The 24,377-nt window shown below is 32.5% G+C and carries 28 protein-coding genes and 1 other RNA gene; 12 read left to right on the forward strand and 17 right to left on the reverse strand.

Annotated features, from left to right (window positions below; all coding sequences use genetic code 11):
- Positions 1 to 7: 7 nt before the first annotated feature.
- From dnaN to Q0822_RS13990, 7 genes are all read right to left on the reverse strand, one after another.
- Positions 8 to 1,126 carry a DNA polymerase III subunit beta gene (dnaN, locus tag Q0822_RS13960; RefSeq protein ID WP_299124691.1) on the reverse strand — a complete coding sequence of 373 codons (1,119 nt, stop codon included), beginning with the start codon at positions 1,124 to 1,126 and terminating at the stop codon, positions 8 to 10.
- A 134-nt stretch (positions 1,127 to 1,260) separates the two neighbouring features.
- Complete coding sequence (gene gldG / locus Q0822_RS13965) at positions 1,261 to 2,934, reverse strand: gliding motility-associated ABC transporter substrate-binding protein GldG (protein ID WP_299124693.1); 1,674 nt, start codon at positions 2,932 to 2,934, stop codon at positions 1,261 to 1,263.
- Complete coding sequence (locus Q0822_RS13970) at positions 2,921 to 3,418, reverse strand: hypothetical protein (protein ID WP_299124694.1); 498 nt, start codon at positions 3,416 to 3,418, stop codon at positions 2,921 to 2,923. Before Q0822_RS13970 ends, gldG begins: the two co-directional genes overlap by 14 nt.
- 2 nt (positions 3,419 to 3,420) lie before the next feature.
- A complete protein-coding gene (gldF, locus tag Q0822_RS13975; RefSeq protein WP_299124696.1) occupies positions 3,421 to 4,143 on the reverse strand; it encodes a gliding motility-associated ABC transporter permease subunit GldF in 723 nt (240 codons plus the stop codon).
- 1 nt (position 4,144) lies between these two features.
- Positions 4,145 to 4,627 carry a hypothetical protein gene (locus Q0822_RS13980; protein ID WP_299124698.1) on the reverse strand — a complete coding sequence of 161 codons (483 nt, stop codon included), beginning with the start codon at positions 4,625 to 4,627 and terminating at the stop codon, positions 4,145 to 4,147.
- Between the two features lie 44 nt (positions 4,628 to 4,671).
- Positions 4,672 to 4,968, reverse strand: coding sequence for an antibiotic biosynthesis monooxygenase family protein (locus Q0822_RS13985; protein WP_299124700.1), 297 nt, complete (start codon positions 4,966 to 4,968; stop codon positions 4,672 to 4,674).
- Positions 4,969 to 4,971: 3 nt separating this feature from the next.
- Positions 4,972 to 5,808 carry an SAM-dependent chlorinase/fluorinase gene (locus Q0822_RS13990; RefSeq protein ID WP_299124701.1) on the reverse strand — a complete coding sequence of 279 codons (837 nt, stop codon included), beginning with the start codon at positions 5,806 to 5,808 and terminating at the stop codon, positions 4,972 to 4,974.
- A gap of 121 nt (positions 5,809 to 5,929) precedes the next feature.
- Here Q0822_RS13990 and Q0822_RS13995 point away from each other — a divergent pair, with 121 nt between their 5' ends.
- Both Q0822_RS13995 and Q0822_RS14000 read left to right on the forward strand, forming a co-directional pair.
- Positions 5,930 to 6,883: a PhoH family protein gene (locus Q0822_RS13995; protein ID WP_299124703.1), complete on the forward strand. Its 954-nt coding sequence runs from the start codon at positions 5,930 to 5,932 to the stop codon at positions 6,881 to 6,883.
- A gap of 5 nt (positions 6,884 to 6,888) precedes the next feature.
- Complete coding sequence (locus Q0822_RS14000; RefSeq protein ID WP_299124706.1) at positions 6,889 to 7,839, forward strand: phosphoribosylaminoimidazolesuccinocarboxamide synthase; 951 nt, start codon at positions 6,889 to 6,891, stop codon at positions 7,837 to 7,839.
- Here Q0822_RS14000 and Q0822_RS14005 read toward each other — a convergent pair whose 3' ends face one another.
- The 5 genes from Q0822_RS14005 to rlmD form a co-directional block, all read right to left on the reverse strand.
- Positions 7,840 to 9,054 (reverse strand): alpha/beta hydrolase-fold protein, encoded by a 1,215-nt coding sequence (locus Q0822_RS14005; RefSeq protein ID WP_299124708.1) that lies wholly within the window; start codon positions 9,052 to 9,054, stop codon positions 7,840 to 7,842.
- 56 nt (positions 9,055 to 9,110) lie between these two features.
- A complete protein-coding gene (locus Q0822_RS14010; protein ID WP_299124710.1) occupies positions 9,111 to 9,635 on the reverse strand; it encodes a DinB family protein in 525 nt (174 codons plus the stop codon).
- A gap of 93 nt (positions 9,636 to 9,728) precedes the next feature.
- Positions 9,729 to 10,493, reverse strand: coding sequence for a DUF6048 family protein (locus Q0822_RS14015; RefSeq protein ID WP_299124712.1), 765 nt, complete (start codon positions 10,491 to 10,493; stop codon positions 9,729 to 9,731).
- A complete protein-coding gene (locus Q0822_RS14020; RefSeq protein WP_299124713.1) occupies positions 10,459 to 11,031 on the reverse strand; it encodes a DUF6452 family protein in 573 nt (190 codons plus the stop codon). The genes Q0822_RS14015 and Q0822_RS14020 overlap by 35 nt, the downstream gene beginning before the upstream one ends.
- 3 nt (positions 11,032 to 11,034) lie before the next feature.
- Positions 11,035 to 12,486: a 23S rRNA (uracil(1939)-C(5))-methyltransferase RlmD gene (gene rlmD, locus Q0822_RS14025; protein WP_299124715.1), complete on the reverse strand. Its 1,452-nt coding sequence runs from the start codon at positions 12,484 to 12,486 to the stop codon at positions 11,035 to 11,037.
- Positions 12,487 to 12,609: 123 nt separating this feature from the next.
- Between rlmD and Q0822_RS14030 the strand changes: the two genes are divergently transcribed.
- The 4 genes from Q0822_RS14030 to rocD all read left to right on the forward strand — a co-directional run bounded on the left by Q0822_RS14030 (position 12,610) and on the right by rocD (position 15,486).
- Positions 12,610 to 13,119 carry a hypothetical protein gene (locus tag Q0822_RS14030; RefSeq protein ID WP_299124717.1) on the forward strand — a complete coding sequence of 170 codons (510 nt, stop codon included), beginning with the start codon at positions 12,610 to 12,612 and terminating at the stop codon, positions 13,117 to 13,119.
- Positions 13,120 to 13,671 carry an RNA polymerase sigma factor gene (locus tag Q0822_RS14035; RefSeq protein ID WP_299124718.1) on the forward strand — a complete coding sequence of 184 codons (552 nt, stop codon included), beginning with the start codon at positions 13,120 to 13,122 and terminating at the stop codon, positions 13,669 to 13,671.
- Positions 13,661 to 14,047, forward strand: a complete 387-nt coding sequence (locus Q0822_RS14040; protein WP_299124719.1) for a DUF6768 family protein — start codon at positions 13,661 to 13,663, stop codon at positions 14,045 to 14,047. Before Q0822_RS14035 ends, Q0822_RS14040 begins: the two co-directional genes overlap by 11 nt.
- A gap of 158 nt (positions 14,048 to 14,205) precedes the next feature.
- Positions 14,206 to 15,486: an ornithine--oxo-acid transaminase gene (gene rocD / locus Q0822_RS14045; protein ID WP_299124721.1), complete on the forward strand. Its 1,281-nt coding sequence runs from the start codon at positions 14,206 to 14,208 to the stop codon at positions 15,484 to 15,486.
- 76 nt (positions 15,487 to 15,562) lie between these two features.
- Here rocD and Q0822_RS14050 read toward each other — a convergent pair whose 3' ends face one another.
- Both Q0822_RS14050 and Q0822_RS14055 read right to left on the reverse strand, forming a co-directional pair.
- Entirely contained in the window at positions 15,563 to 15,901 is a 339-nt protein-coding gene (locus Q0822_RS14050; protein ID WP_299124723.1) for a CCC motif membrane protein, read from the reverse strand.
- 8 nt (positions 15,902 to 15,909) lie between these two features.
- A complete protein-coding gene (locus Q0822_RS14055) occupies positions 15,910 to 16,209 on the reverse strand; it encodes a DUF2752 domain-containing protein (protein ID WP_299124724.1) in 300 nt (99 codons plus the stop codon).
- 92 nt (positions 16,210 to 16,301) lie between these two features.
- Here Q0822_RS14055 and Q0822_RS14060 point away from each other — a divergent pair, with 92 nt between their 5' ends.
- Positions 16,302 to 16,514, forward strand: coding sequence for a hypothetical protein (locus Q0822_RS14060; RefSeq protein ID WP_299124726.1), 213 nt, complete (start codon positions 16,302 to 16,304; stop codon positions 16,512 to 16,514).
- Positions 16,504 to 17,061, forward strand: coding sequence for a Smr/MutS family protein (locus Q0822_RS14065; protein WP_299124729.1), 558 nt, complete (start codon positions 16,504 to 16,506; stop codon positions 17,059 to 17,061). Before Q0822_RS14060 ends, Q0822_RS14065 begins: the two co-directional genes overlap by 11 nt.
- On the opposite strand, the gene Q0822_RS14070 is transcribed toward Q0822_RS14065, so the two are convergent.
- Positions 17,058 to 18,035, reverse strand: a complete 978-nt coding sequence (locus Q0822_RS14070) for a hypothetical protein (protein ID WP_299124732.1) — start codon at positions 18,033 to 18,035, stop codon at positions 17,058 to 17,060. The two genes, Q0822_RS14065 and Q0822_RS14070, sit on opposite strands and share 4 nt — an antisense overlap.
- 35 nt (positions 18,036 to 18,070) lie before the next feature.
- On the opposite strand from Q0822_RS14070, the gene Q0822_RS14075 reads away from it, so the two are divergent.
- Positions 18,071 to 19,216 (forward strand): cysteine desulfurase family protein, encoded by a 1,146-nt coding sequence (locus Q0822_RS14075; protein WP_299124735.1) that lies wholly within the window; start codon positions 18,071 to 18,073, stop codon positions 19,214 to 19,216.
- A 12-nt stretch (positions 19,217 to 19,228) separates the two neighbouring features.
- On the opposite strand, the gene Q0822_RS14080 is transcribed toward Q0822_RS14075, so the two are convergent.
- Together Q0822_RS14080 and Q0822_RS14085 are read right to left on the reverse strand one after the other, a co-directional pair.
- Positions 19,229 to 21,694: a carboxypeptidase-like regulatory domain-containing protein gene (locus Q0822_RS14080; protein ID WP_299124736.1), complete on the reverse strand. Its 2,466-nt coding sequence runs from the start codon at positions 21,692 to 21,694 to the stop codon at positions 19,229 to 19,231.
- A gap of 11 nt (positions 21,695 to 21,705) precedes the next feature.
- Positions 21,706 to 23,394: a M23 family metallopeptidase gene (locus tag Q0822_RS14085; protein ID WP_299124737.1), complete on the reverse strand. Its 1,689-nt coding sequence runs from the start codon at positions 23,392 to 23,394 to the stop codon at positions 21,706 to 21,708.
- Between the two features lie 177 nt (positions 23,395 to 23,571).
- Between Q0822_RS14085 and Q0822_RS14090 the strand changes: the two genes are divergently transcribed.
- From Q0822_RS14090 to ssrS, 3 genes are all read left to right on the forward strand, one after another.
- Positions 23,572 to 23,862, forward strand: a complete 291-nt coding sequence (locus Q0822_RS14090) for a hypothetical protein (protein ID WP_299124738.1) — start codon at positions 23,572 to 23,574, stop codon at positions 23,860 to 23,862.
- A gap of 18 nt (positions 23,863 to 23,880) precedes the next feature.
- Positions 23,881 to 24,168 (forward strand): cell division protein ZapA, encoded by a 288-nt coding sequence (locus Q0822_RS14095; RefSeq protein ID WP_299124739.1) that lies wholly within the window; start codon positions 23,881 to 23,883, stop codon positions 24,166 to 24,168.
- A 57-nt stretch (positions 24,169 to 24,225) separates the two neighbouring features.
- A non-coding RNA gene (gene ssrS / locus Q0822_RS14100) (6S RNA) lies at positions 24,226 to 24,355 on the forward strand.
- The last annotated feature ends 22 nt before the right edge of the window (positions 24,356 to 24,377 follow it).

Genomic DNA, 24,377 nt, shown 5'->3' on the forward strand with positions numbered 1-24,377 from the left:
ATCTCTACTAATTGTTGAGCATCACAGGCATAACTAGCATAGTCACGTGCTCGCCTTCATCTAGACCATCAATTGGTGTTAGAATACCTGCTCTGTTTGGTAAACTCATTTCTAACTGTACGTTATCTGAGCTTAGGTTGTTAATCATTTCTGTTAAGAAACGAGAGTTAAAGCCAATTTGCATATCATCACCTTGGTAATCACAGGTTAAACGTTCTTCGGCTTTGTTAGAATAGTCAATATCTTCGGCAGAGATATTTAATTCTGCACCAGCTATTTTTAAACGTATTTGATGTGTTGTTTTGTTAGAGAAAATGCTAACACGACGTACAGAATTCAAAAACTGGGTTCTGTCAATCACCAATTTATTAGGATTCTCTTTAGGAATTACAGCTTCATAATTTGGATATTTTCCATCGATTAAGCGACAAATCAATTCTGAGTTTTCAAACGTAAACTTTGCATTAGATTCGTTGTATTCTACTAATACATCATCATCGCTTCCTGCTAAAATACCTTTTAAAAGATTTAAAGGTTTCTTTGGCATTATGAATTCTGCTGTCTCAGTAGCACTAACATCATTTCTTGTGTATTTAACCAATTTATGAGCATCAGTAGCTACAAATGTTAAATTATCTTGAGAAAACTGAAAGAATACACCACTCATAACAGGTCTTAAATCATCATTGCCTGCAGCAAAAATTGTTTTGCTAATAGCAGTAGCCAAAATATCTCCAGAGATATTTGTTTTGCTAGCATCTTCAATAGATACAGCATTTGGGAACTCAGCACCATCAGCATATGCCAAAGCATATTTACCATGATTAGAGCTAATTTCAACTGTATTATTTTCTTCAACAACAAAGGTTAAAGGCTGCTCAGGAAACGTCTTTAAAGTATCTAAAAGCAGTCTTGCAGGAAGTGCTATATTACCTTCAGAATCACTTTCTACATCAATCGTAGAAGACATTGTTGTTTCTAAATCACTTGCAGAAATCGTTAATTTTGATTTGCTAAGTTCGAATAAGAAATTATCTAAAATAGGAAGCGTATTGCTATTATTAATCACACCTCCTAGTACTTGAAGTTGCTTTAATAAATATGTACTTGAAACAATAAATTTCATGCTGAATATATATGTGTGTTTACTTTTGGTTTGTCTTACAAATATATCTCAATAGATGGGTTTAATAAAACAAACTTATTAACAAATTTTTTCTATCAAAGTGGTAATCCAGAAGCAGTAAAGACTTAAATCAACTAAGTGTACTTTTTCTTTCTAAAGTAATTAAAAACAAAACCAAAAAGCGCAAGTATAGCTAATGGTAAAGCAATATTTATAAGTTGCCATTGACCTTTATTTTCTTTTATTTTATCAGAATCTAAAAACGCAATGTTGATTTCTTTAGCTCTAATGTTTATAAGTCCTGTATCAGCATCATCTAAAAGATAATTAACTGTATTTAAAAGAAATTCTTTGTTCCCAAAAGATTTTCCTGTTAGTTGGTCAAAACCTAATTCCAAAGGTCTGTTTCTAACGACTTCATTCTTAATGATATCTCCATCTGAAATGATAACCATTTTAGTAGGCTTACTCTTAGCTTGAAAATTAGAGACATTAAATGGTAATATACGCTTGTCATAAACAGAAGTAAATTCACCTTCTAGCAAAATTGCTAAATTCTGAGGGCCTAAGTTATAAGTACTTTCATCTGGCGCTTTAGTGACATCTGCCAAAGAAATTGTTGTTGGAGCACCTTCTAGCTTTGATTTTGGTGAACTCTGAAGCAAGATTGTTTTTTCTATATCGTTTTTTAAAGTGTCAATCGGACTTGCAAAATCGAATTTTACTAAGTTCAAATTCTTAGTTATTGGATGCTTAGGATTTGAAGCAGCCAAAGGAGAGTATTGCCATTGAATTGGCTGCATTTGTGCTTGGCTCCCTTCACCGATTGCTAACATTATAGGAGAAGAGTATAAATCTTTCACCAAAGTAGGATTAACTCTAAAACCATATTTAAAGAAAAAGTCATTGAGTTTTAAATCTCTCATAATGGAAACACTAGTTCCAGCATCATTGTAAAGACTGTCTTTGTCCATTATTACAGATTCCGTAAGCCAAAGACTTTTTCCGCCTGACATGGTATATTGGTCTAGAACTAATTTTTCGTTTTCAGAAAATGGTACACTTGGCTTGGCAGCTACAATTAAATCATATTGTTTTAAGTTATTTAAAGTGCCTTGAGCATTAGTTGCAACACTATCTAAGGTAAACTGACCTAAGTTGTAATAAGGTTGCATTGTTTTTAGAAAGTCAGCAATGTAGAGATCATCTAATTCGCCATTACCTTTTAAAATGGCAATCTTTTTCGCTTTAGTATTTACTAGTTTGCTAAATCCGTCAGCAAAAGCATATTCCAAGGCTTGTACTGAATTATTGATTTGTTCTTGCAGACCTAGTGTAATACTTCGTTTTAAAAGTGGAATTTTAACTCTCTGATCTTTATAGCTTGCATAAGCCCAAGGAAAAATAATGTCTTGTGTTACCTTACCTGTACTATTGTCGTTGTTGATGTAAGGTTCTAATCCTTGTTTGGTTAACTCTTCAATGTATTGTTGACGCGTATTTTCGTCTTCAATAGGATTGATGTAATTGATAAGAATTTGATCGGTTTCTAATTGAAATTCTTCTATAATTAGTTTCACTTCCGTTTTAAGCAATCGGAACTCTGAAGGAAAATCACCCTCTAAAAATACATCGATGATTAATGGAGAATCTAAATCTTTTATTAATGATTTTGAAGTGTCTGAAAGTGTATAGCGATTATCCTTAGTTAAATCAAAACGTTGATAAACTTTGCTAGCAATAGTGTTAACGATAATTAACCCAACAATAACAGCAAGTATGTAAATTATAGCTTTATTCTTCTTCATTCTCAAATATTATTTCTTCTTGATAAGTTTTAATTGAAATCACCTTATCATTTTTAAAGGTTATTTCAACACAGTCTTTTTTGTCATTGAATGCACCAGGTTCTATACCAAGGGCATAATTCCATCTGTTATTATCGTGTGCTTTTTTTGCATCATCCCATGAAAGCCATTCCTCTTTCCCTAAAAGACTAACTATTTTCTCTTTTGAAGCACTAATTAGAGTATCTGATTCAATAGTACTGTCTATCATCTCATAACGCAATGAGGGCTTTTCTATCCAAGCCTCACTATCAAAGTACTTTTGATGATGATAGTTACTTAAAATATTTACAAAAGGATAAAACATATAGAAATACACAAAAGGCGTTAATACTAAACTTATTAAAGCCGATAGCCATTTGCGTTTATCAACCGTATTCAAAAACAAAAACAGTAGTACAAAAACAACTACCATAAATATGACTAACAAAGGAGTAATAATCATCGTTATTGTTTTTGAATTCTAAATTTAGTGAATACTAAAAAGGCCAGAGTTATACTTATAAAGTAAACTAAATCTCTAGTGTCTATTACGCCTCTACTCATACTATTATAATGAGCAGCCATGCCCAGATTTTCCATATAAAAGAGGTCACCAAAAACATTGTAGTTCGATAAACCTTCAAAACCGAAATACAAAAAGAAACAGATAAATACTGCAATAATAAATGCTACGATCTGATTATCAGAAAGGGTAGAAGCAAACACACCAATTGCTGTGTAAGCTGCGACCAAAAACAACAATCCAAAATAAGAACCAATAGTACTTCCCATATCCAAATTTCCTTCTGGGTTCCCTAATTGGGAAACTGTATAAACATATAATAAGGTGGGAATTAGAGCCATTATAATAAGGACAAAAGCGCCAAAATATTTACCTAACACAATCTGAAAGTGAGATATTGGCTTTGTGACTAACAACTCCAAAGTACCTTGTTTTTTTTCATCACTAAAACTGCGCATAGTTACTGCAGGAACTAGGAAAATAAGAATCCAAGGTGCTAATAAAAAGAATGATGATAAGCTTGCTAAACCATTGTCTAAAATATTGAATTCGCCTTTAAAAACCCATAAAAAGAGTCCATTAAGTAATAAAAACACACCAATGACCAAATAACCAATTGGCGAGGCGAAGAAGGTGTTTATTTCTTTTTTTAGGATTGCAAACATATTATTTTTTTAAATTTTGTTTAGCCAGTCTTTTTAATTTTCTTAATTCTCTCTTCTTTACAATCTTTAGTTTCTGATTTCTATCACAAAGACTACTAACAAAGTCTAGTTTATTTTTAGTTATTGATGAAAATTGTTCAGATTCTCTTCCATAAACTAGATAAGATTTGCCAATTTCAAAACTGTAACCACAGCTAGAACCATCTCTTGGGGAAGCAATAGCAACAATACGAGTATTTATGTTGCCTTTGATAATATTTTTGATTTCGAATCTATAAATAATTGGATCAAATGAAGACTGAGATTTATCACTGCTTCTTTTGTCTTCTTTCGAAATGACTTTTCCAGTTAAAATAAAATCTGATTGGTTGAATGATTTAATTACTTTCTTAGAAAGAGATTCATTGATAACTATACAAGTACAAGCTACACTATTTGTTGTAACGAAAATTGATAGCAGTATAGTTAGTATTATTTTATTCATTTTCTGATAGAGAGTTAAACTTCATAGCTTTTCGAGATATAGTTTTAATTCAAACACACCAATTTATCCACACTCCAAGCTTCGGGCTTAGCATTAAACAAAGGTTTAGTTTTTGCCCAAACACTTTTAAATAATTTAGAGTGTCTGTAATTATTCAAATCATTTTCAGAATCCCAATAACTATAAGTAAAAAAGATATTGGTATTGTTCTGATCTCTATATAATTCTAAAAAGTTGCAACCTTCAAAATTGCGAATCTTTATTTTATTAGCTTCAAAATTAGCTAAGAATTCTTCAATCTTAGATGGTTCAAAACTCATTTTTACAATTCTTACTAACAATACTTAAGATTTAGAAAAATTAATAGTTACAGTATCCATCGTCTTTAAACCCATCAAAGTAGAGGCTCCACCGACTGTAGTACAATTGCTTTTGTAAACGGCAATTTCTAAATATTCGGAAGAATTAAAAACAACTAAGCCTTTGCCTTCATCATTACGTTTAGATTCTTCAACATTAAAATCTATGATATCACTATACTTATTATATATTTTTTGAAATTTATAACTACGAGCAGATATTTCGTAGGCTCGAGTTTTTTGTACATTTTCAAAAAACTTGCGCCTAATATTCGTTACTACATTACCATAATTATCGACATAAATAATGGTACCAATAATTTGATTCTGTTCGTCGTTAACAAACGGTATTAAATTTTTTATTGGTTTTATGGTGTTAATAACTTTTCCGATAATCTCTAAAGTACCTCCTCTTGCAATGTGGCAAGCTACTTTTACAAAAATATCTAGTGAAGGAAAACTAGTCTGTACTTTATCATGAATATTTATCTCTACTATCTTTTCTGGAGCAATTTCAGCACAAATCATACTCATTATGCCATTGTTTGCACATATAAAGTAATGGTCGTCTAACTTAATCGCAATATGCTTATTTTCAGGACTTAACTCAGAGTCAATTCCTATGATATGGATGGTTCCTTTTGGAAAACTACTATATGCATTTTGAATAATATAAGCTGCTTCAGAAATATTAAAAGGTGACACCGAATGCGAAATATCTACAATTCTTATATCCTCAAGTTCGCTGTAAACAGCTCCTTTTATGGCTCCTGCAAAGTGATCTTTTTCTCCAAAATCAGTCGTTAAAGTGATAATTGCCATGGATAGATTGTTGATATTTTTTTAAGATTTATGGTCGTAAAATTGTTAGATTTGTGAGTACACTAGTGATTCACAAAACTAAGAAAAGAAAACAGATTAACATACTAAAAAAAGCAGGCTTTTGAACGAACTTATCCTAGAACTGGAAGAAATAACACCAAAAGAATTCTTCGGTCCACAAAATGCTAATATTGAACTTCTAAAAAAATATTTTCCAAAGCTTAAAATTGTAGCTAGAGGCAATAAATTGAAAGCTTATGGCGATGAAGATTTGCTTGAAGAATTTGACCATAGAATGACTATGTTGATGAAGCATTTTGGAAAGTATAATAAACTTGATGAAAATGTTATAGAGCGTGTGCTCACAAGTAATAGTAGTGATGATTACAATACCTCTGCAAAAAGCGGAGAAGTGATCGTTCATGGAGTCGGTGGTAAATTGATTAAGGCACAAACTGCAAATCAGCGTAAGTTGGTAGAGAGTATGCGCAAAAATGATATGGTATTTGCTATTGGTCCTGCAGGAACAGGAAAAACATATACTGGTGTAGCGTTAGCGGTACAAGCCTTAAAAAGTAAAGAGGTAAAACGTATTATCTTAACACGTCCAGCTGTTGAAGCAGGAGAGAACCTTGGTTTCTTACCTGGTGATTTAAAGGAGAAGTTAGATCCGTACATGCAACCTTTATATGACGCATTACGCGATATGATTCCTGCTGAAAAACTAGAGAGTTATATCGAAAAAGGTGTCATACAAATCGCTCCATTAGCTTTTATGCGTGGTCGTACCTTAGATAATGCTTTTGTGATTTTAGATGAAGGACAGAATACAACCCATGCACAAATGAAGATGTTTTTAACACGTATGGGCAAAAACGCTAAGTTTTTATTAACTGGCGACCCTGGTCAAGTAGATTTACCGAGACGTACTATTTCTGGACTAAAAGAAGCACTTTTGGTATTAAAGAATATTGATGGTATTGGGATGATTTATCTAGATGATAAAGATGTAATCCGCCATAAATTAGTTAAGAAAGTGATTTCGGCTTATAAGAGTATTGAGAATAGAGACTAAGAAATATGAGTAAAACCATAATAGATACCAATTTTAACTTTCCAAACCAGAAAAGTGTTTATAAAGGAAAAGTAAGAGAAGTTTATAGCATCAATGATGAGCAATTAGTGATGATTGCGACAGATCGTTTGAGTGCTTTTGATGTGGTAATGCCAAAAGGTATTCCTTATAAAGGACAAATCTTAAATCAGATTGCGACTAAAATGATGAAGGAAACTGAGGACTTGGTACCAAATTGGTTGGTTGCTACACCAGATCCTAATGTTGCTGTTGGTCATTTATGTGAACCCTTTAAAGTTGAAATGGTAATACGTGGTTATATGTCTGGTCATGCGGCACGCGAGTATAAAGCTGGAAGACGAATGTTATGTGGAGTTGAAATGCCTGATGGTATGAAAGAAAATGATAAGTTTCCTGAGCCTATTATTACACCTGCAACTAAAGCTGAGCATGGGGACCATGACGAAGATATTTCTAGAGAAGATATTATAAAGCGAGGCATCGTTTCTGAGGAGGACTACAGCGTACTAGAAGATTATACCAGAAAACTATTCCAAAGAGGAACAGAAATCGCTGCAAAACGCGGTTTAATTTTAGTAGATACAAAATACGAATTTGGAAAAACAAAACATGGTAAAATTGTATTGATTGACGAAATTCATACACCAGACTCTTCGAGATATTTTTATGAGGATGGTTACCAAGAGCGACAGGATAGAGGAGAGGCTCAAAAACAACTATCTAAAGAATTTGTGCGCCAGTGGTTAATTGCTAACGAGTTTCAAGGTTTGGAAGGACAAACGGTTCCCTATATGAGTGATGAATACATAGAAACTGTAAGTGAACGTTACATTGAGTTATATGAAAATATTACAGGCGAGACATTTGTAAAAGCAGATGTTTCTGATATTCAAAGTCGTATTAATAAAAATGTTCTCAACTATTTAAGTAAATAATTAGTCCTCAGATTTTAATTCTTCTAATTTTTTTCTAGAAAACGGATTTTCTTCTAAAGCTAGCGCCTTTTTAAAATTTTCCTTGGCTTTTTCTTTATTTTCAACAGCTAAATAATAGTCACCTAATGAATCATAAACATTGAAGCTCTTTGGGTAATAGTTGACATTCATTTCAAAAAATTGCTTGGCTAAATCGTGTTTATCCATTTGCATTAATTGATAGCCCATTCCATTTATCATATTTTCATTAGGTTTATTATCATAACCTAATATTTCTGTCACATTAGAATAATGTGCTTTCATTCTATTAACAACATCTGAATTTGGCGTCATTACATCAGAAAACTTAACTTCAAATTTATAAAAGTCAAAAATAAATCTCAGACCATCATAGGTTGTTATAAGGGGAGCCGAGCCATGATCGTCATTTTCATAATATTTAGAATTAAACTTAATAGCACTTTTGTCTGAACTTCTTAATAAATTTCTAGTTTCAAATATCGAATTAATATGGCTTACCATTGGGCCTTTGGCTTTTTTTACAGAGATTGTATCCATACCTTCCTCGAGTGTATTAGCTATTCCTAAGTAAAGTGATTTGTTTTTATACTTTTCGTCTTTAAGATTTGTTTCGCTAAAGGCATTTAATAACTTTTTGTCATCCCACCACATGGAAGGATCAATAGAAATATAACTCGTAAATAAGTCTGGCTTTTCGTAAAGTGCATCCATTACTAATAATCCTCCAAATGAATGACCAATAAACATTCTATATGGAGATGTTGGGTAATTTTTTTCGACATAAGGAAATAGTTCTTTTTCCATAAACTTTAAGAAGTTTCTACCACCACCAGATTGTGAGACCAAATCTTGAGGAGCCATTGGAGGACTTGGTTCTGCCTTTGTAGGTGTTAGATCGCGAGTACGGTTAGTATTAGGTATCGCAACAACTATCATATTTGGAATAACATTATTTGCACTTAATTGTTCAACCATACCAACAACAGATGTAAAATGCGCATCACCATCTAATAAATAGATTACCGGAAAGTTTTTTGATGCTAGAGGAGGTACATGAATCAGTATTTTTCTTTCTTCATTTAGAATTTCAGATTGAACACTATCTATTTTTCCAATGATAACATCATTTTGTCCAAAGGCTAGTTGACAAAAAGCTATAATACTTAGAAATGTCAGAATTGTAGTATTTTTCATTAAAATTTTGATTTACAGATTATTAAGTTATAAAAAAAATCTGAAATATTGAGACATCAATACTTTTCTTTTAAAGTTTTAGTATGATGCTCTACATGATGAGCTGTCCACATAATAATTTCACGTACAGGCATCTTACCCATAAGAGGATGTGGCAATATAACTGTATCTAAATTCTTATCGCTTATCTTTTTAGTTTTGTATTGTAGTTTCTTACTTTCAGTTTGTAAACGATTTAAAATATAATGTTTGTCTTCAAAATTTGGAATCTTCATATTTTGAGAACCTTTAAACGTTTTACCTTTGGCATCTTCTAAGCGTTCTTGGTAACGGTTTACTATTGCTTCGTAATTTCTAACAGGTCTATTAGCTTTCCCGAATTTGAATCGCAATAAAAACTTAGGCATGCTCAAAGCATCATTAAGTGGTTTTATACTTTGAAGTAAGTGCAAAGCTTGCTGTCCAGTAGTCCATTTCCCTTCTGGTCCTTTTGTCCAAGACTCTTCAGGTTGATTTTCTAACCAGATAATTAATTCAGAATGTTTTTTTTCTAGTAAATCTGCTATTGCTTCTTTATCCATGTAGCATTAATTGATAAAGAAAAGATAGGAAATTTTGTTGACTTGTTTATTTATTAGGCAGTTAAATTGGGTATATGTTTCTTAGCCATTGGGTTATTCTTCAACTTCTTTTTCTTGAATTACAATTTTATCTTTCTTAAAAATAGGAACTAGATAAGATAAATTAAAGCCATAACCAGCGCCAATTCTCCCACTGTCATAGGTTCTGTTGAATCCTGGAATGTAGAGATTTTCGTAATTAGTTGGTTGGGTATCGGTAATTAAGCCTTTGAGTTGTACATTAATGCCTGCAAAAAAATTGTTAAAAAGTTCTGCTTTAAGTCCAATCTGTAGTTCTATCCAAATTGCTGTTAAACCACTAAATTCTTCACCATCTTGTACCGAGAACAAATCATCTCCCCAGTATTGGTTATTAACATCATAAATCTTATAACTATTACGTGTTTGACTAAATGAGCTTGCACCAACTCTAAAACCAGTATAAATCATGTTCTCCATGTCTAGCCAGTTTTTATACAAATTAAGATCTATACCACCCTTAAAATAACTTCCTTTGGTCGTATTATTTAAAACTTCGTTTTCGATTGTGCGCTCTTCATTACCAATTTCACCAGCCAAGTACATGTTTTTTGTAAGACGATAATCTCCCATGATTTCAAAGCCAGAGTAGTTGTCTTCAAAAAATGTGCGTGTAAGTTTACCAATATCTGCACCTAATCGCAATCCATACTTTTGTTTATAGATTAAGGTGTCAGTAACAGTTTCTTTCTTGTCTTGTTGTGCATTAACCATTGCAGAAAACAACAGTAAAATTATAGCACTTCTAATGAAAGATGCGTACATGAACTGTGTTTTCATTTTCTATTGTTGTTTCTAAAACTTCTATATTACTAATCCAATTATCAGTATCATTCTCTACTATGACACCTAAACCATTAAAAACACTTTTATAACCACAAGCTCTAGATACATATATAAATTCTGTGGTGTATGTAATCTCTAAGATATCAATATTAGATTCTGTAGTATTGTCGGTATCTAAACGCAGATTAGTGTCTTTTTCTAATATAAAGCGTGTTGTTGTTTCTTCATTTTCATTGGCAATTATTAGAGGTAATTCAGCAGAGCTTAAATTAGCATTGTACACGCGCCCAGTTTCAAAAGGGTCTATTAGAATGGCTCCTGAAGAATCTTCATCATCTGGAATCGAAATATTTGGACTATCCCCATAAATGGTTAATCTTGGGACACTTTTTAAATCATCTGGACTTGTGGCATCATAAAACTCTATCGATAAACGTGATGTTGTGAGTGTTGATTCTGCACAAATATCATCACGTTCGCAATTAATTAGTACAATTGCTATAAATAGAATAAAGAATTTTAGTTTTCTCATGTATTATTTTTCAAACAAAACAACCGTTTCAATATGTGCTGTGTGAGGAAATTGATCGACCAAACTTAGTTTTTTAATCTCGTAACCTGCTTCCATTAATTGCTCGGTATCTCTTGCTTGTGTTGCAGGATTACAAGATACATAAACCAAACGTTCTGCATTTAGGTTTATTATTTTTTTAAGAGTTTTTGGCGCTATACCAGCTCTCGCAGGATCTAAAATAATAGTTCTTATTTTATTAGTGTATTCTGGATGTTCGTTTAAAAACTTTCCAACATCTGCTGCATAAAACTCTAAGCCTTTTATATTGTTCCGCTTGGCATTCTCTTTAGCATCTTCAATAGCGGCAGCCACGATGTCTACACCAACAATTTTTGTATTATGAGCTTTGCTGGCAATAATTTGGCCTATGGTACCTGTACCACAAAATAAATCTAAAACAACACTATTATCAATAGCTTCTTTATTTTCTAGTGCATAATCAACCACTTTAGAATATAGCTTTTCGGCACACTTTGGATTTGTCTGAAAAAAGCTTTTCATGCTAATTTCAAAATTCAAGTCGAGAAGCTCTTCAACAATTTTATCATCTCCATACACCAGTTTTATGCTTCCTGTTGTAGCAATGGTTCTGTCACCAATTTCATCATTAATAGTATGCAATAAACCTGCTACACGATCTCCGAATAATTCCACTAAATAGTTGGCAAATTTGTTTAAATCGAACTTTGGTAAATCGCACGATGTTGTTACCAAATTGAATAATAGCTTGTTCGTTTTATAAGATTTTCTAACAACAAAATATCTAAAGAACCCTTCTTTTCTTGGTGCATGCCAAGGATCCAATCCTGTTGCTTCGCAGTAGGCTCTAATGTCTTTAAGCTGATTTTCAAATTCAGCATCGAACAATCCAGAATCGCTATTTAGATTATCGCCGCACCACCAAGTACCACGTTTTTTAAAACCTAGTGTAAATTCATCAACATCAGTTTTTAGTTCGCGATTGTATCCGATAGCAGAAAAACCATATTCCATTTTATTTCTATAATGAAATGTATTAGGTGAATCTACAAATTCATCGAATTTAGTTTCTATATCTTTAACTTTTCCTATACGCTTAAATAGCTCTAGTGTACTTTGCTTTTTGTATTGATGTTGTTTTGCAATTGGTAATTGCATATAAGGAGCACCTGGAATATCTTGAAAGGGCATCTCAACTTCGTCTTCAGAAGATTTTAGGACTTCAAAGAGTTTTCCCTCAGCATATTTTTTGCTCGATTTTTTTATCTGTGTCTTAACTAATTGTCCTGGTAATGTATTAGGTACAAAAACAACAAATTCACCATGGTCATTACGAATACGGCCAATGCCTTTTCCACCAAAAGCATAGTCTTCAATTAAGATATCTATGACTTGCCCTCGTTTTACAAATTGGTTTCGTTCTCTTCTTGGCATTTATACAATTAATTTGGGTGCAAAGATATATAGATAGGCCAAAATGTATGAGTATATTTTAGTTTATCTTTAAAAGAATTTAGTAAAAATTGAACCTTTCTAAATATTCTGCGTCTTTAGAGTATGAGAGTTATAAATATTCATAAACGTATCATCAATCAGCCTATAGGTAAGGTGTCACAATTATTTAAAACATTATCTACTCGGAACGATTTAGTTTGGCCATATGAAAACTGGCCAGCTATTCGATTTAAGGATGGATTGTACGTTGGAAGCAAAGGTGGTCATGGTCTGGTGCGTTATTCTATTATTGAGTTTAAAGAAGGTGAGCATATTAAATTTCAGTTTTCAAAGCCTGTAGGATTTATTGGTACGCACGAATTAAAAATTGAAGAAATAAATCAGAATAAGACAATAATTAGTCATGAAATTAAATCCAATCCAACCTTTAAAGCTACTTTACTTTGGGTATTCGTTACCCGTTGGCTTCATGACGCTTTAATTGAAGATGCTTTTGATAAAGTTGAAAATCATTTTTTAACTGGTAACAAAAAAGAAACAAAATATAGTTTTTGGGTTAAACTCTTAAGAGAGGCTTATAAAGGAAAATCATTTCAAACTAAACATGCTTAATTGAAAACTGACCAAAGCATAGATGAGAAATTAGTTGAAGCGTATAAAGCTGGTGATAAAAAAGCACTTGCTGAATTGGTAAAGCGATGGCACAAATCATTCTGTGATAAGGCTTATTGGCTAGTTAAGGATAAGGATGTTGCAAAAGATATAGCACAAGATAGTTGGGCAATTATTATCAATAAGATAGCTCATTTAAAAGAGCCTAAACAATTTAAATATTGGGCTTTCAGAATTGTATGCAATAAAGCAACAGATTGGTTACGATTACAATCAAAAAAAAGAAGGAATACTCTTGAATATGAGGTTGAAATTCAAGGTGATGAAACTAAGTATTCAGAAAACGATCAGTTAAAGCTAATACTTTTAAAAGGGGTAAATGAATTGCCAATTAATCAAAAAACTATAGTTAGACTTTTTTATATAGAATCCTATAGTTTAAAACAAATAAGTGATTTGCAAGACATATCAATTGGTACTGCCAAGTCGAGGCTGTTTCATGCAAGAGAAAAATTAAAAACAATTTTAAAACATACAGATTATGAAAACTAATATGGAAGACATAGACAAATTAATTAAGGACACACTAACGCAAGAGGAAGCTAAGTTTTATGATTCTCTAGATGAACAAGGAGTATTTGCAATGATTGCAGGTTTATATAAGGGAAAAAACTTATGGTTTACAGTCGTTATGCATATAATAAATATTATTGCATTTGGATTAATGATTTACTGTTTGATACAAACCTTTGATGTCGAAAACACTAACGATCTAATACTTTGGATAGCAGGATTTTTTATTTGTTTTATGACAATGAGTATGCTAAAGGTTTATGCTTGGATGCAAATTCATAGAAATGCTTTGACTAGAGAAATAAAAAGACTTGAACTGCAGGTTTCATCTCTCTCAGGAAAAATATCAGACTAAGTTTTAAATCACAGTTATATTTAGTAATTTGCATGCCTCTAGGGATGATTTCTTTCCCACGCTGAATTTTCGGACTCTTCGAAAGGATAAAGGTAGATAAGGAATGGACATTTTATATATCCATTTTTATGGATAGTAACCTTTAAAAACAAATTAAAATGGCTGTTTTAGACCACATTTCATCGCAAGAAGCGATGGCACTAGAAAACAAGTACGGAGCGCAAAATTATCATCCATTACCAGTAGTATTGAGTAAAGGAGAAGGTGTTTACGTTTGGGATGTAGAAGGTAAAAAGTATTACGACTTTTTGTCCGCATATTCTTCATTAAACCAAGGACATTGTCATCCAAAAATTGTCAATGCAATGACCGAACAGGCTCAACGTTTAACTTTAACGTCAAGAGCTTTTTATAACGATATGCTTGGGCGTTATGAAAAGTATGCAACTGAGTTTTTTAAGTTCGACAAGATGCTACCAATGAATTCTGGAGCAGAAGCAGTAGAAACTGCTTTAAAGCTTTGTAGAAAATGGGCTTACGAGGTAAAAGGTATTGACTTAAATAAAGCTGAAATCATTGTTTGCGATAACAATTTCCATGGTAGAACAACAACAATTATATCGTTTTCTAACGATCCTGTAGCTCGTAAAAATTTTGGACCTTACACAGATGGATTTATAAAAATAGAGTATGATAACTTACAGGCTCTTGAGGATGTATTAAGTTCTAATCCAAATGTTGCTGGTTTCTTAGTAGAACCAATACAAGGTGAAGCAGGTGTTTATGTACCTAGCGAAAACTATTTAAGAGACGCAAAAGCTTTATGCGAAAAATATAATGTATTATTTATCGCAGACGAAGTGCAAACAGGTATAGCACGTACAGGACGTTTATTGGCAACTTGCGGTAATTGTAGTTGTGCAGATAAAAATTGTTCTGGTACACCAGACGTTAAACCAGATGTTTTAATTCTTGGAAAAGCACTTAGTGGCGGTTTATATCCAGTATCTGCCGTAATGGCTAATAATGAGATTATGAATGTTATTCAACCAGGAAACCATGGAAGTACATTTGGAGGCAATCCAATAGCGGCTGCGGTCGCAATTGCTGCTTTAGAAGTTGTTAGAGATGAAAAATTGGCTGAAAATGCAGATTATCTAGGTAAGCTTTTTAGAGCAGAACTAAACAAGTATATTAAAACAAGTTCTATTGTAAATCTTGTAAGAGGTAAAGGATTGCTTAATGCTATTTTAATTAATGACGATGAAGATAGTGATACAGCTTGGAACATTTGTTTAAGGTTGAGAGATAATGGTTTGTTGGCAAAACCAACACATGGTAATATCATCCGTTTTGCACCTCCTTTAGTAATGACTGAAGAGCAATTACTAGATTGTGTATCTATTATAATTAATACATTGAAAGAATTTGAAGTTTAAATTTTAGCTTCAAGATATGGATAAAAAAAAGCGATTTTCAATTAAGAAAATCGCTTTTTTATTAATGTTTAAAATATTATTCTATTTCAATACCCATTTGTCTGTAAATATCTTTTGTTTGTTCCATATAAGCTTCCCATCCACCTATTGAATAAATATTATAAATAGTATATAGAAGAGTTAACACAGCTATCACTAAACCAATTATAGCAATGATTTTTGCAGTTTTTACTTGACTAAAATTACTGTAAAGATCTGGTTGTTGTGCATATAAGCTTTCATCCTTTTTGGTTAAGAAAAGCGCAATACCAGATAGTATTATACCTCCAATACCAGCACTAAAGCAGCAGCATATGAATGAGATACTTCCGAGTACAATAGATGTGGTTGCATTAGGTAGTTTTTGTTGTTCCATAATTTATTTTAATTAAGATAAAGTTTAAGTAAATAACTGCCTATGATAGTAAACACGTTCAGCAATGCCAAGATAATAATAATTTTATTTCCAAATTTAAAATTTTTGAAATGATTGACGATTAGAAAACCGAAGAGGGCAATTATGGTATAAATTGCTGGATACATTAAAAAAGCATCTACAAATTGTCCTTTTACAAGTAGTACAGCAGAGCGCTGAAGTCCACAGCCCAGACATTCAAAGCCAAAATACTTTTTATTTATGCATGGTAGCATGTAGTCTTCAAGTCCTTTTATAAGTAACTGCATACTGCTAAATTAAGAATTTGCTAAATACTTTTATAATATCATCTCTAAATTATTGTAAACCGTATTTTTGTATTGTATTTCAATTCTATATTATGAATATTTCTAGACTTATAAACTTTATATGTATCGTTGTTGGTGGTGCTATTGCTTTATATGCACAAGCTGAAGTAAGGCAAAACACCTATTTATTGATGGGAGGCATTGTATTACTGATGTTCGGGATTTATAGAGTTTCTCGAAATATTCCCAGTAAATACGATAATGAAGAAGAGGAAACTTTTATTAAGTCTGAAGATGAAGATTAAACTTGGCGATACCGTTGAAACTATTGATGACAATATTTCTGGAGTTGTAACGAAGATCTTAGGAAATACAATTACTATAGAAGATGATGATGGATTTGAATTTCAGTTTGAAGCTAATGAGTTGATGATTTCTTCTAATGAGGCCACCATAGATAATGCAATCTATAATTCTGACATTGAGGCTGTAAAAAAAGAAAAGGAGACTAAAAAAAGAAGAACTGTACCATCAGTAAAACCAAAGGAGCGACATGCTCCAAAATTTGAAGTCGACTTGCATATCCATCACCTAACGGAATCTACAAAAGGTATGACGAATTACGATATGCTAAATCTACAATTAGATACGGCTAGAGGACAATTAGAGTTTGCCATAAGAAAGCGCATTCCTAAAATTGTGTTTATTCACGGAGTAGGAGAAGGAGTACTTCGTCAAGAACTAGAAACCTTATTTGGTCGCTATAATAATGTAAAGTTTTATGATGCAGATTATAAAACTTATGGTTTAGGAGCAACCGAAGTTAGGATTTTTCAAAATGTTGAACCTTAATCTTCTTGTGGGTAATCTGCAATTGTGGTTATTAATGTGCCTAGGTCTACTTCTGTAGCTCTTAAAATTTCAACATCTATATCCTTTACAAGGAAGTGAGTAGTTACTGTTCTTGTGTATGCATTGTCATCACTTAATCCAGGATCACCATAATCTATAACCTCTATATTATTAAGATAATGAGCAATTAAAACTCCATTGTTATCACTAGTATCGTTTAAAGGATTCATATCTCCATCTTCATCTTCTAATCGTGTTAACACACCATCTCCATCATCGTCAGTATCTAAATAATCAGGTATTTCATCACCATTTGGCAAGTCACCATCAGTATTTAATGGTGCTGTAGTTGGATCATTATCACCATCACTATTATCAATTTCATTAATAGTTTTTACATTATCATTATCATCATCTTCATCTAAATAATCAGGAATACCATCAAGGTCTGAGTCTTGAGGATCGGCTAAACCTCCAGGACCGTATTCAAATTCACTTGGAATACCATCATTATCATCATCTACTATCGTAACTGTAACGTCAACAGTTCCGCTATCGGCTTCATAGTCTTCAACTATAGTTAAATCTCCAGGAGATACAATTGCACATATATCGTTTATATTAACAGATCTGTTATATGATCTGTAAATAAATCTAACATTAGTCTCATTAATCAGTAATTCTTCAGGCACATCAACTGTTGTTGGTGTTGTAAACAAAGCATCGGTAGTGTCATTTCTGTCAAATATTAAAATAAGAGCTTCATTAGGATCGCTACGCGTATCAAAAACTAAATAAGAATTCTCAAAATCATCACAACTTTCTAAATCACCTTCAAAGTTAAGATCAACAGTCATAATATCACCATCATCACAAGCCACCAAAAAGATTAAACAAAAGAGTAAAGAAAAACGACGTATCATAGCTTCAATTTTGAACAAAAATAAACGATTTGTAAAATTATAACGCTCCATTGACTAAATAATTTTATTTACAATATTTTTGCAAGATGGACTCAGTATATTTAGATAACGCAGCAACGACAGCATTGCGACCAGAAGTGGTTGAACGAATGACACAAGTACTACAAGAAAGCTACGGAAATGCTTCTTCAATCCATAGCTTTGGACGTTCATCAAAAGCACTTTTAGAACAATGCCGAAAAAATATAGCAGCTCATTTTAATGTGTCTGCAGCTGAAATTATTTTTACTTCTGGGGGAACTGAAGCAGATAATTTGGCTTTGCGTAGTGTTGTAAGGGATTTAGGTATTACTGAAATTATTACTTCAAAAATTGAGCACCATGCCGTTTTGCATACCGTGGAACAATTGAAAAAAGAGTATGATGTAGAAATAATATATGTTGATTTAGATGATTGTGGTTTAGTCAATTACGAACATTTAGAGCAGCTTTTGCAATCTTCTAAAAAGGCTGTTGTAAGCTTAATGCACATTAATAATGAAATTGGCAATATTTTAGATATTGAACGTGTTGCCAGCTTATGTAAAAATAATGATGCATTGTTTCATACAGATGCTGTGCAATCTGTTGGACATTATAAGATTGATTTAGACAAAATTTCTATTGATTTTTTAGCGGCAAGTGCTCATAAATTTCATGGTCCAAAAGGTGTTGGATTTTGTTTTGTAAGAAAAGATTCTGGACTAAAACCTCTAATTTTTGGTGGTGAGCAGGAGAGAGGTTATAGAGCAGGTACAGAATCTATACATAACATTGTTGGTATGGACGAAGCACTTAAAATAGCATATAAAAATCTTGATATCGAAAAGAAGTATGTATCAGATTTAAAAGCATATTTCATTCAAAACGTGAAAAATAATATACCTGGACTAAGTTTTAATGGAGGTTGTGAGAACGTTTCAAATAGTACCTACACATTAGTGAATATATGTTTACCTATTGCTCCAGAAAAAGCACCAATGTTGCAATTTCAGCTCGATTTAAAGGGGATTGCTTGTTCTAAAGGAAGTGCTTGTCAGAGTGGAAGCTCACAAAACTCTCATGTGCTGACTGCTATACTTGATGAAGAAAGTCTAAGTAAACCTTCAGTGCGCTTTTCTTTCAGTATTTTTAATACGAAGGCGGAGTTAGATTATGTGATCTCTGTATTAAATGCGTTTGTTAATTCTTAATAGAGCGTGCTTTTAAAACTTAGCAGACAACCTCACATTAAAAACACGAGGTGTTAAAAAATTCGGAATAGCAAATTGTCGCTTGGTATATACATCTCTCACCCAAGTATTGGTAATTGAGTTTTGGTTATTAAACATATTATATATTTCAAAACCAATAGAAAGTGCTTTAAAGGATTTTTTCCAATTCGAATTATATGTTTTTTCAGGATTGATTAATTCATATGATATACCCAAATCTGCACGTCTATAATCACGCAATCTTATTTGATAGTCATAGGGATCTGCATAGCTAGGCGAACCGCCAGGTACACCTGTGTTGTAAACCAAGTTTAAATACATCTTTAAATCTGGCATATTTGGCACATAATCCTGAAACAACACTCCAAACTTTAAACGTTGATCGGTTGGTCTAGCTATATAGCCTCGATTATCAATATTCTCTTCAGTTTTAAGATATCCAAAACTAAACCAAGATTCTGTTCCTGGAACAAATTCCCCATTAAGTCGCATATCTAAACCATAAGCATAGGCCTTTGCATTATTATCTGCTCTATAACGAATTCTAACGTTTTCAAGCGTGTAAGGGTTTACATCAGATAAACCTTTGTAGTAAGCCTCAGTGACTAATTTGAATGGTCTGTCCCAAATCTCGAAACTGTATTCGTTACCTAATACAATATGAAACGATTTTTGTGCTTTTACATTAGGTTGAACGACACCTGATGAATCTCTTAATTCTCTGTAAAACGGCGGTTGATAATATAAACCACCAGCAACTCTAAAGAGCATATCCTTTTCCCAATCTGGCTTTATTGCAAATTGCGCTCTAGGACTAAAAACTGTTTGAGAAGAACTTTCAGTACCCTCACCATTAACTGTCCAACTATGTGTTCTTACACCAACATTATAAAACACTTCATTATTTCCCCATTCAGTACGCTTACTATATTGAACAAATGCTTGTAAACGGTCTATTTGAACTTTGTTTAATGCTCTTATATTCTCAAAAGCTGTTAAAGGCCCAGAAAACGGTTCATAGGGTTGAAGGTTGGGTTGACTAAAATTAGGAGGACGAATAGAGAATCCGGCAGAATCAATGACTTCGTATTCCACGAGTCTATCTCTTATATCTTCGTGAGTGTATTTAGCAGACCATTCGATAGTACTTTCCTCACCGATTTTGTAGTCACCTCTGTGTTCTGCATTAACTATAAAGGCATCTAAATCGTTACGTGCATGCGTTAATTGCGAGCCAATACCTTCACTAAATTCTACTTCACCTAAATTCTCATCACCAATATTAGTATTTACTTCGCCTAAGCGGTATTGTGCAAAAATATCGAAGTATTCTTGCTCAACTGTGTGATAAGCTGAAGCAATTAATTTTAGAGTTAAATCATCATTTGCAAAGTAACTAGCTTTAAATGCACCAAAATACGTTTGATATTGATCTTTTTCTTGTCCATCGTAAAAGACTAAAAGGGCTACAGGTTCTTGTAATGTGCCAAAATTAGTTTGTCTATTTTCTGGTTGAAAGTTATATTTGTTTAAAGAAATATTCCCTAAAAAACTTAAATGAAACTTGCTCGAAAAACGGTACGTTAAATATGTTTGTGCATCTGCAAAAACAGGTTCTACATTGCCTTCCGTTTCAAGATTATTTAAGATTAAACTATTATCTCTGTAGCGCACACCTGCAATTCCAGAAAACTTACCATCTTTTGATACTGTTTCGGCTGCAATGCTTCCGCCAAGTAAACTTAAATCTGTTCTAATTCCAAAGTCAATAGGATTTCTATAAGAAATATCTAAAACTGAAGATAGTTTATCTCCATATTTTGCCTGAAAACCACCGGCGGAAAAATCTACATTTTGCACTAAATCCGTATTCACAAAGCTTAAACCTTCTTGATTACCAGAACGAATTAAAAAAGGTCTGTAGACTTCAATTTCGTTAACATAAACAAGGTTTTCATCAAAATTTCCACCTCTTACCGAATATTGTGTACTCAATTCGTTTGAAATATTAACTCCAGGTAAGGTTTTTAAAATATTCTCAACACCAGGTTGTGCTCCTTTAATTGTTCTAATCATTTGTGGGGAAATGGAAGTGACTCCATCAACAGATTGCCTTGTGTTTGTATTAATAACAACAGTTGCGATTTGTTCTACTTCAACTAGCATCACAGGATTATACTCTATTTCCTGACCGTTTTTTAAATTGAATTTCTGCTCAATTCGTTTATGAGAAATGTGTGTGAATACCACTGTAACTTCAATGCCAAACGGAATCTTAAGCTCATAAAAACCGTTATCATTGGTTGCAGTACCTTCACCAGTGCTGGCCTTAATGTTAACATCCTTAATTGGGTTATTACTTTCGTCTAAAATAACACCTCTAATAATTGCAGACTGTGAGAAGGATAGCGCACTAAAAAGTAAGCTCAATAGAACTATAAAATGTAAGCGTTTCAAATAGTTTAGTTTTATTTTCTAAAAAATGTTGCTTCAAATGTAGAGCTATTTCCAACATTATCTGTAACAATTATTTTTAATTCGTTCTTAGTGTCCTTAACGATGTTATCATTAAAATCGTGTGTAAGCATCTCGGTTTTATAATCGTACTCCATTAAAATCCACCTACCATTTACCGTAGCTCGGTATTTACTAATTCCAGATAATTCATCTTCAATTTTCACTTTTAAGAAACGATATTTACTTAACCATTTTTTATCGTGAAAGTTGACTGGTTTTATGGTTGGTGCAACAGTATCCATTGCTAAAGCATAAGTCCCAAACTCTTTGCTGCCAGCACTTATGATATTACCTTTTCTTTTAGTGGAAACATAATAAGGCTTTTTATAATATCCATATAATCTAGCAATATAAATTTTATCTTGATGTTCAGATTTGTAGTTACTTAAATCATAATTTATATAAAAATTCTTTTGTAATGGGATATTGTCTTCGTGCAGATACAACGTGTCAGAAGCAACTTTAAAATCTATAAGGGTGTCGTCGTATAACGTGTTACCATAAAAGTTAACAGTAATATTTTCAGAGTTTAGCGTTGTGGCCTTATCGCTATAAACCAACGATTTATTTGATAGATCTTCATCGATTTCTTTTTCAATAACCTCATATTTGCCGTTAACAGGAATTGTTATCCAAGTCTCATTACCCTTGAAATCTCTTATTCTAACTTTATAGATTGAAGACGTGCTGTCTTCAACCTTAATATAACCATTGTCATTAGCATCTTTATATAAACTCAAAGGGTTGTTTTTTTGAATAAATAACTTCTGGATTCTAGATTTCTTATTTTTAAAATACTCATAATCAATTAAGCGTTTAATGTGCTTAGATTCATCAAAGCTAAAACGCTTAAAATCTATTTCTAAACTTTTATTACCGTTAAAAAAAGTCTGAATATTACTAACACCATTATTATTTGGCGCTAAATCTTGCTTATCGTAAGAGGTAATACCAAAACCAATATTTCCATAAGCAGAAATTTTTTCAACCTCGTAGTCGCCAGTTTTTTGAGGGATTAATCGCAGCGGAACACGTTCATTCTTACCGTTAATTATCGCGTTTTCATCCTTAGGATAGGCATATACTGCCGAAACGAAAGGTGCTTTAGTGTCTTTTACATCGATACCAAATAGCATAGGATTCATTGGTCGTTCTTGATTATCTCTTATTTCAAAATGCAAATGAGGACCACCTGAACTGCCAGTATTACCTGAATAACCAATAACTTCATCCTGTTCTACCAATAATTCTTCTGTAGTTGGAAACATTTCAACTTCAAAGCTTTCTTTTTCGTATTGGCAGTCTTTAATATATTGCTCTATACGTTTTGAGAATTTTTGTAGATGACCATAGACAGTTGTGTAACCATTAGGATGAGTAACATAGATTGCTTTTCCATACCCAAAATGAGAAACCTTGATTCTGCTAACATAACCTTCGGCCGCGGTATAAACTTTTAAGCCTTGCTTTCTTTGAGTCTTAATATCTAGTCCACCATGAAAATGAGACGAGCGCAACTCAGCAAATGTCCCAGAAAGAACAAGTGTAATATCTAATGGATTTCTAAAATAATCTTGAGGATATTCTGATTGTGAGTAAACAGAACAAGATATAAGAAAAAGGAGCAAAATTTTTTTCATACAATGACAATTGTAGCTAAAATATTAATTTGATAGCGATATACAAATGTTAATAGATTATTATTTTAGTTAACGGATTAGTTTTAACGATGTTATTCATATTAAAAATAATTGTAAAAGAATTGTGTTTTTTGATTAGGTATGTTAACTTTGTTTAAATAGTATTGAATTACTTTAATGAGTAAAATAGAAGACATTGTTGATGCATTAGAGAATAAAATCAGTAAGATTTTACACAAGCAAGAGGTTTTAAAACAAACCAACGCTAAACTCTCAGAACAATTAGAACAGCAACAACAAAAACTTTTAGAACAACAAGAAGAATTAGGATCTTGGGTAGAAAAGTATGATACGCTCAAAATAGCAAATTCAATGCTTGGTAGTGACGAAAATAAACGAGAAACGAAGCTCAAAATAAATGCACTTATTAGAGATATTGACCATTGTATTGGACAACTCTCAGAATAATGTTGTAAATTAGACTAAATGTCAGAACAATTAAAAATTAAACTTTCTATAGCAAATAGGGTTTATCCATTAACGATTAATCCAAGTCAAGAAGAAGGTTTACGCAAAGCCACAAAGAAAATTGAGGCTATGATTGGACAGTTTGAGCAGAATTACTCTGTAAGAGATAAGCAAGATGTTTTGGCCATGTGTGCCTTGCAATTTGCAGCTCAAGTAGAGCAAAAGTCAATAGATAAAGAGTATGTAAATGAAGAAGTGCAAGAAAAGCTAGAGGCTTTAAATGAACTTTTAAAACAGCATATTTAACTCGTACGTTCTTTAAAATAAAAGGTTACTGCCTACATTAGTTACATTTTTTGATAAACTCAACGTTAATTCTTTAAAAAGGGTGAGTTGAAGTTGTAAAATCGTGCTGTTAGTGCTGAACTTGTTTCAGTGTCTTAGACAGATTTTTGATCAGCTTGTTAGCCCTAAACTTGTTTTTAAGGAGTTTATACAAAACCGATAACTGATGT

Source organism: uncultured Winogradskyella sp., from assembly GCF_947496485.1.
Taxonomy (GTDB): Bacteria; Bacteroidota; Bacteroidia; order Flavobacteriales; family Flavobacteriaceae; genus Winogradskyella.

Coding starts and splice junctions, on each gene's coding strand:
- dnaN (WP_299124691.1), bottom strand. CDS start 1,126: ATGAAATTTATTGTTTCAAGTACATATTTATTAAAGCAACTTCAAGTA.
- gldG (WP_299124693.1), bottom strand. CDS start 2,934: ATGAAGAAGAATAAAGCTATAATTTACATACTTGCTGTTATTGTTGGG.
- Q0822_RS13970 (WP_299124694.1), bottom strand. CDS start 3,418: ATGATTATTACTCCTTTGTTAGTCATATTTATGGTAGTTGTTTTTGTA.
- gldF (WP_299124696.1), bottom strand. CDS start 4,143: ATGTTTGCAATCCTAAAAAAAGAAATAAACACCTTCTTCGCCTCGCCA.
- Q0822_RS13980 (WP_299124698.1), bottom strand. CDS start 4,627: ATGAATAAAATAATACTAACTATACTGCTATCAATTTTCGTTACAACA.
- Q0822_RS13990 (WP_299124701.1), bottom strand. CDS start 5,808: ATGGCAATTATCACTTTAACGACTGATTTTGGAGAAAAAGATCACTTT.
- Q0822_RS14000 (WP_299124706.1), top strand. CDS start 6,889: ATGAGTAAAACCATAATAGATACCAATTTTAACTTTCCAAACCAGAAA.
- Q0822_RS14005 (WP_299124708.1), bottom strand. CDS start 9,054: ATGAAAAATACTACAATTCTGACATTTCTAAGTATTATAGCTTTTTGT.
- Q0822_RS14010 (WP_299124710.1), bottom strand. CDS start 9,635: ATGGATAAAGAAGCAATAGCAGATTTACTAGAAAAAAAACATTCTGAA.
- Q0822_RS14015 (WP_299124712.1), bottom strand. CDS start 10,493: ATGAAAACACAGTTCATGTACGCATCTTTCATTAGAAGTGCTATAATT.
- Q0822_RS14020 (WP_299124713.1), bottom strand. CDS start 11,031: ATGAGAAAACTAAAATTCTTTATTCTATTTATAGCAATTGTACTAATT.
- rlmD (WP_299124715.1), bottom strand. CDS start 12,486: ATGCCAAGAAGAGAACGAAACCAATTTGTAAAACGAGGGCAAGTCATA.
- Q0822_RS14030 (WP_299124717.1), top strand. CDS start 12,610: ATGAGAGTTATAAATATTCATAAACGTATCATCAATCAGCCTATAGGT.
- Q0822_RS14040 (WP_299124719.1), top strand. CDS start 13,661: ATGAAAACTAATATGGAAGACATAGACAAATTAATTAAGGACACACTA.
- rocD (WP_299124721.1), top strand. CDS start 14,206: ATGGCTGTTTTAGACCACATTTCATCGCAAGAAGCGATGGCACTAGAA.
- Q0822_RS14050 (WP_299124723.1), bottom strand. CDS start 15,901: ATGGAACAACAAAAACTACCTAATGCAACCACATCTATTGTACTCGGA.
- Q0822_RS14055 (WP_299124724.1), bottom strand. CDS start 16,209: ATGCAGTTACTTATAAAAGGACTTGAAGACTACATGCTACCATGCATA.
- Q0822_RS14060 (WP_299124726.1), top strand. CDS start 16,302: ATGAATATTTCTAGACTTATAAACTTTATATGTATCGTTGTTGGTGGT.
- Q0822_RS14065 (WP_299124729.1), top strand. CDS start 16,504: ATGAAGATTAAACTTGGCGATACCGTTGAAACTATTGATGACAATATT.
- Q0822_RS14070 (WP_299124732.1), bottom strand. CDS start 18,035: ATGGAGCGTTATAATTTTACAAATCGTTTATTTTTGTTCAAAATTGAA.
- Q0822_RS14075 (WP_299124735.1), top strand. CDS start 18,071: ATGGACTCAGTATATTTAGATAACGCAGCAACGACAGCATTGCGACCA.
- Q0822_RS14085 (WP_299124737.1), bottom strand. CDS start 23,394: ATGAAAAAAATTTTGCTCCTTTTTCTTATATCTTGTTCTGTTTACTCA.
- Q0822_RS14090 (WP_299124738.1), top strand. CDS start 23,572: ATGAGTAAAATAGAAGACATTGTTGATGCATTAGAGAATAAAATCAGT.
- Q0822_RS14095 (WP_299124739.1), top strand. CDS start 23,881: ATGTCAGAACAATTAAAAATTAAACTTTCTATAGCAAATAGGGTTTAT.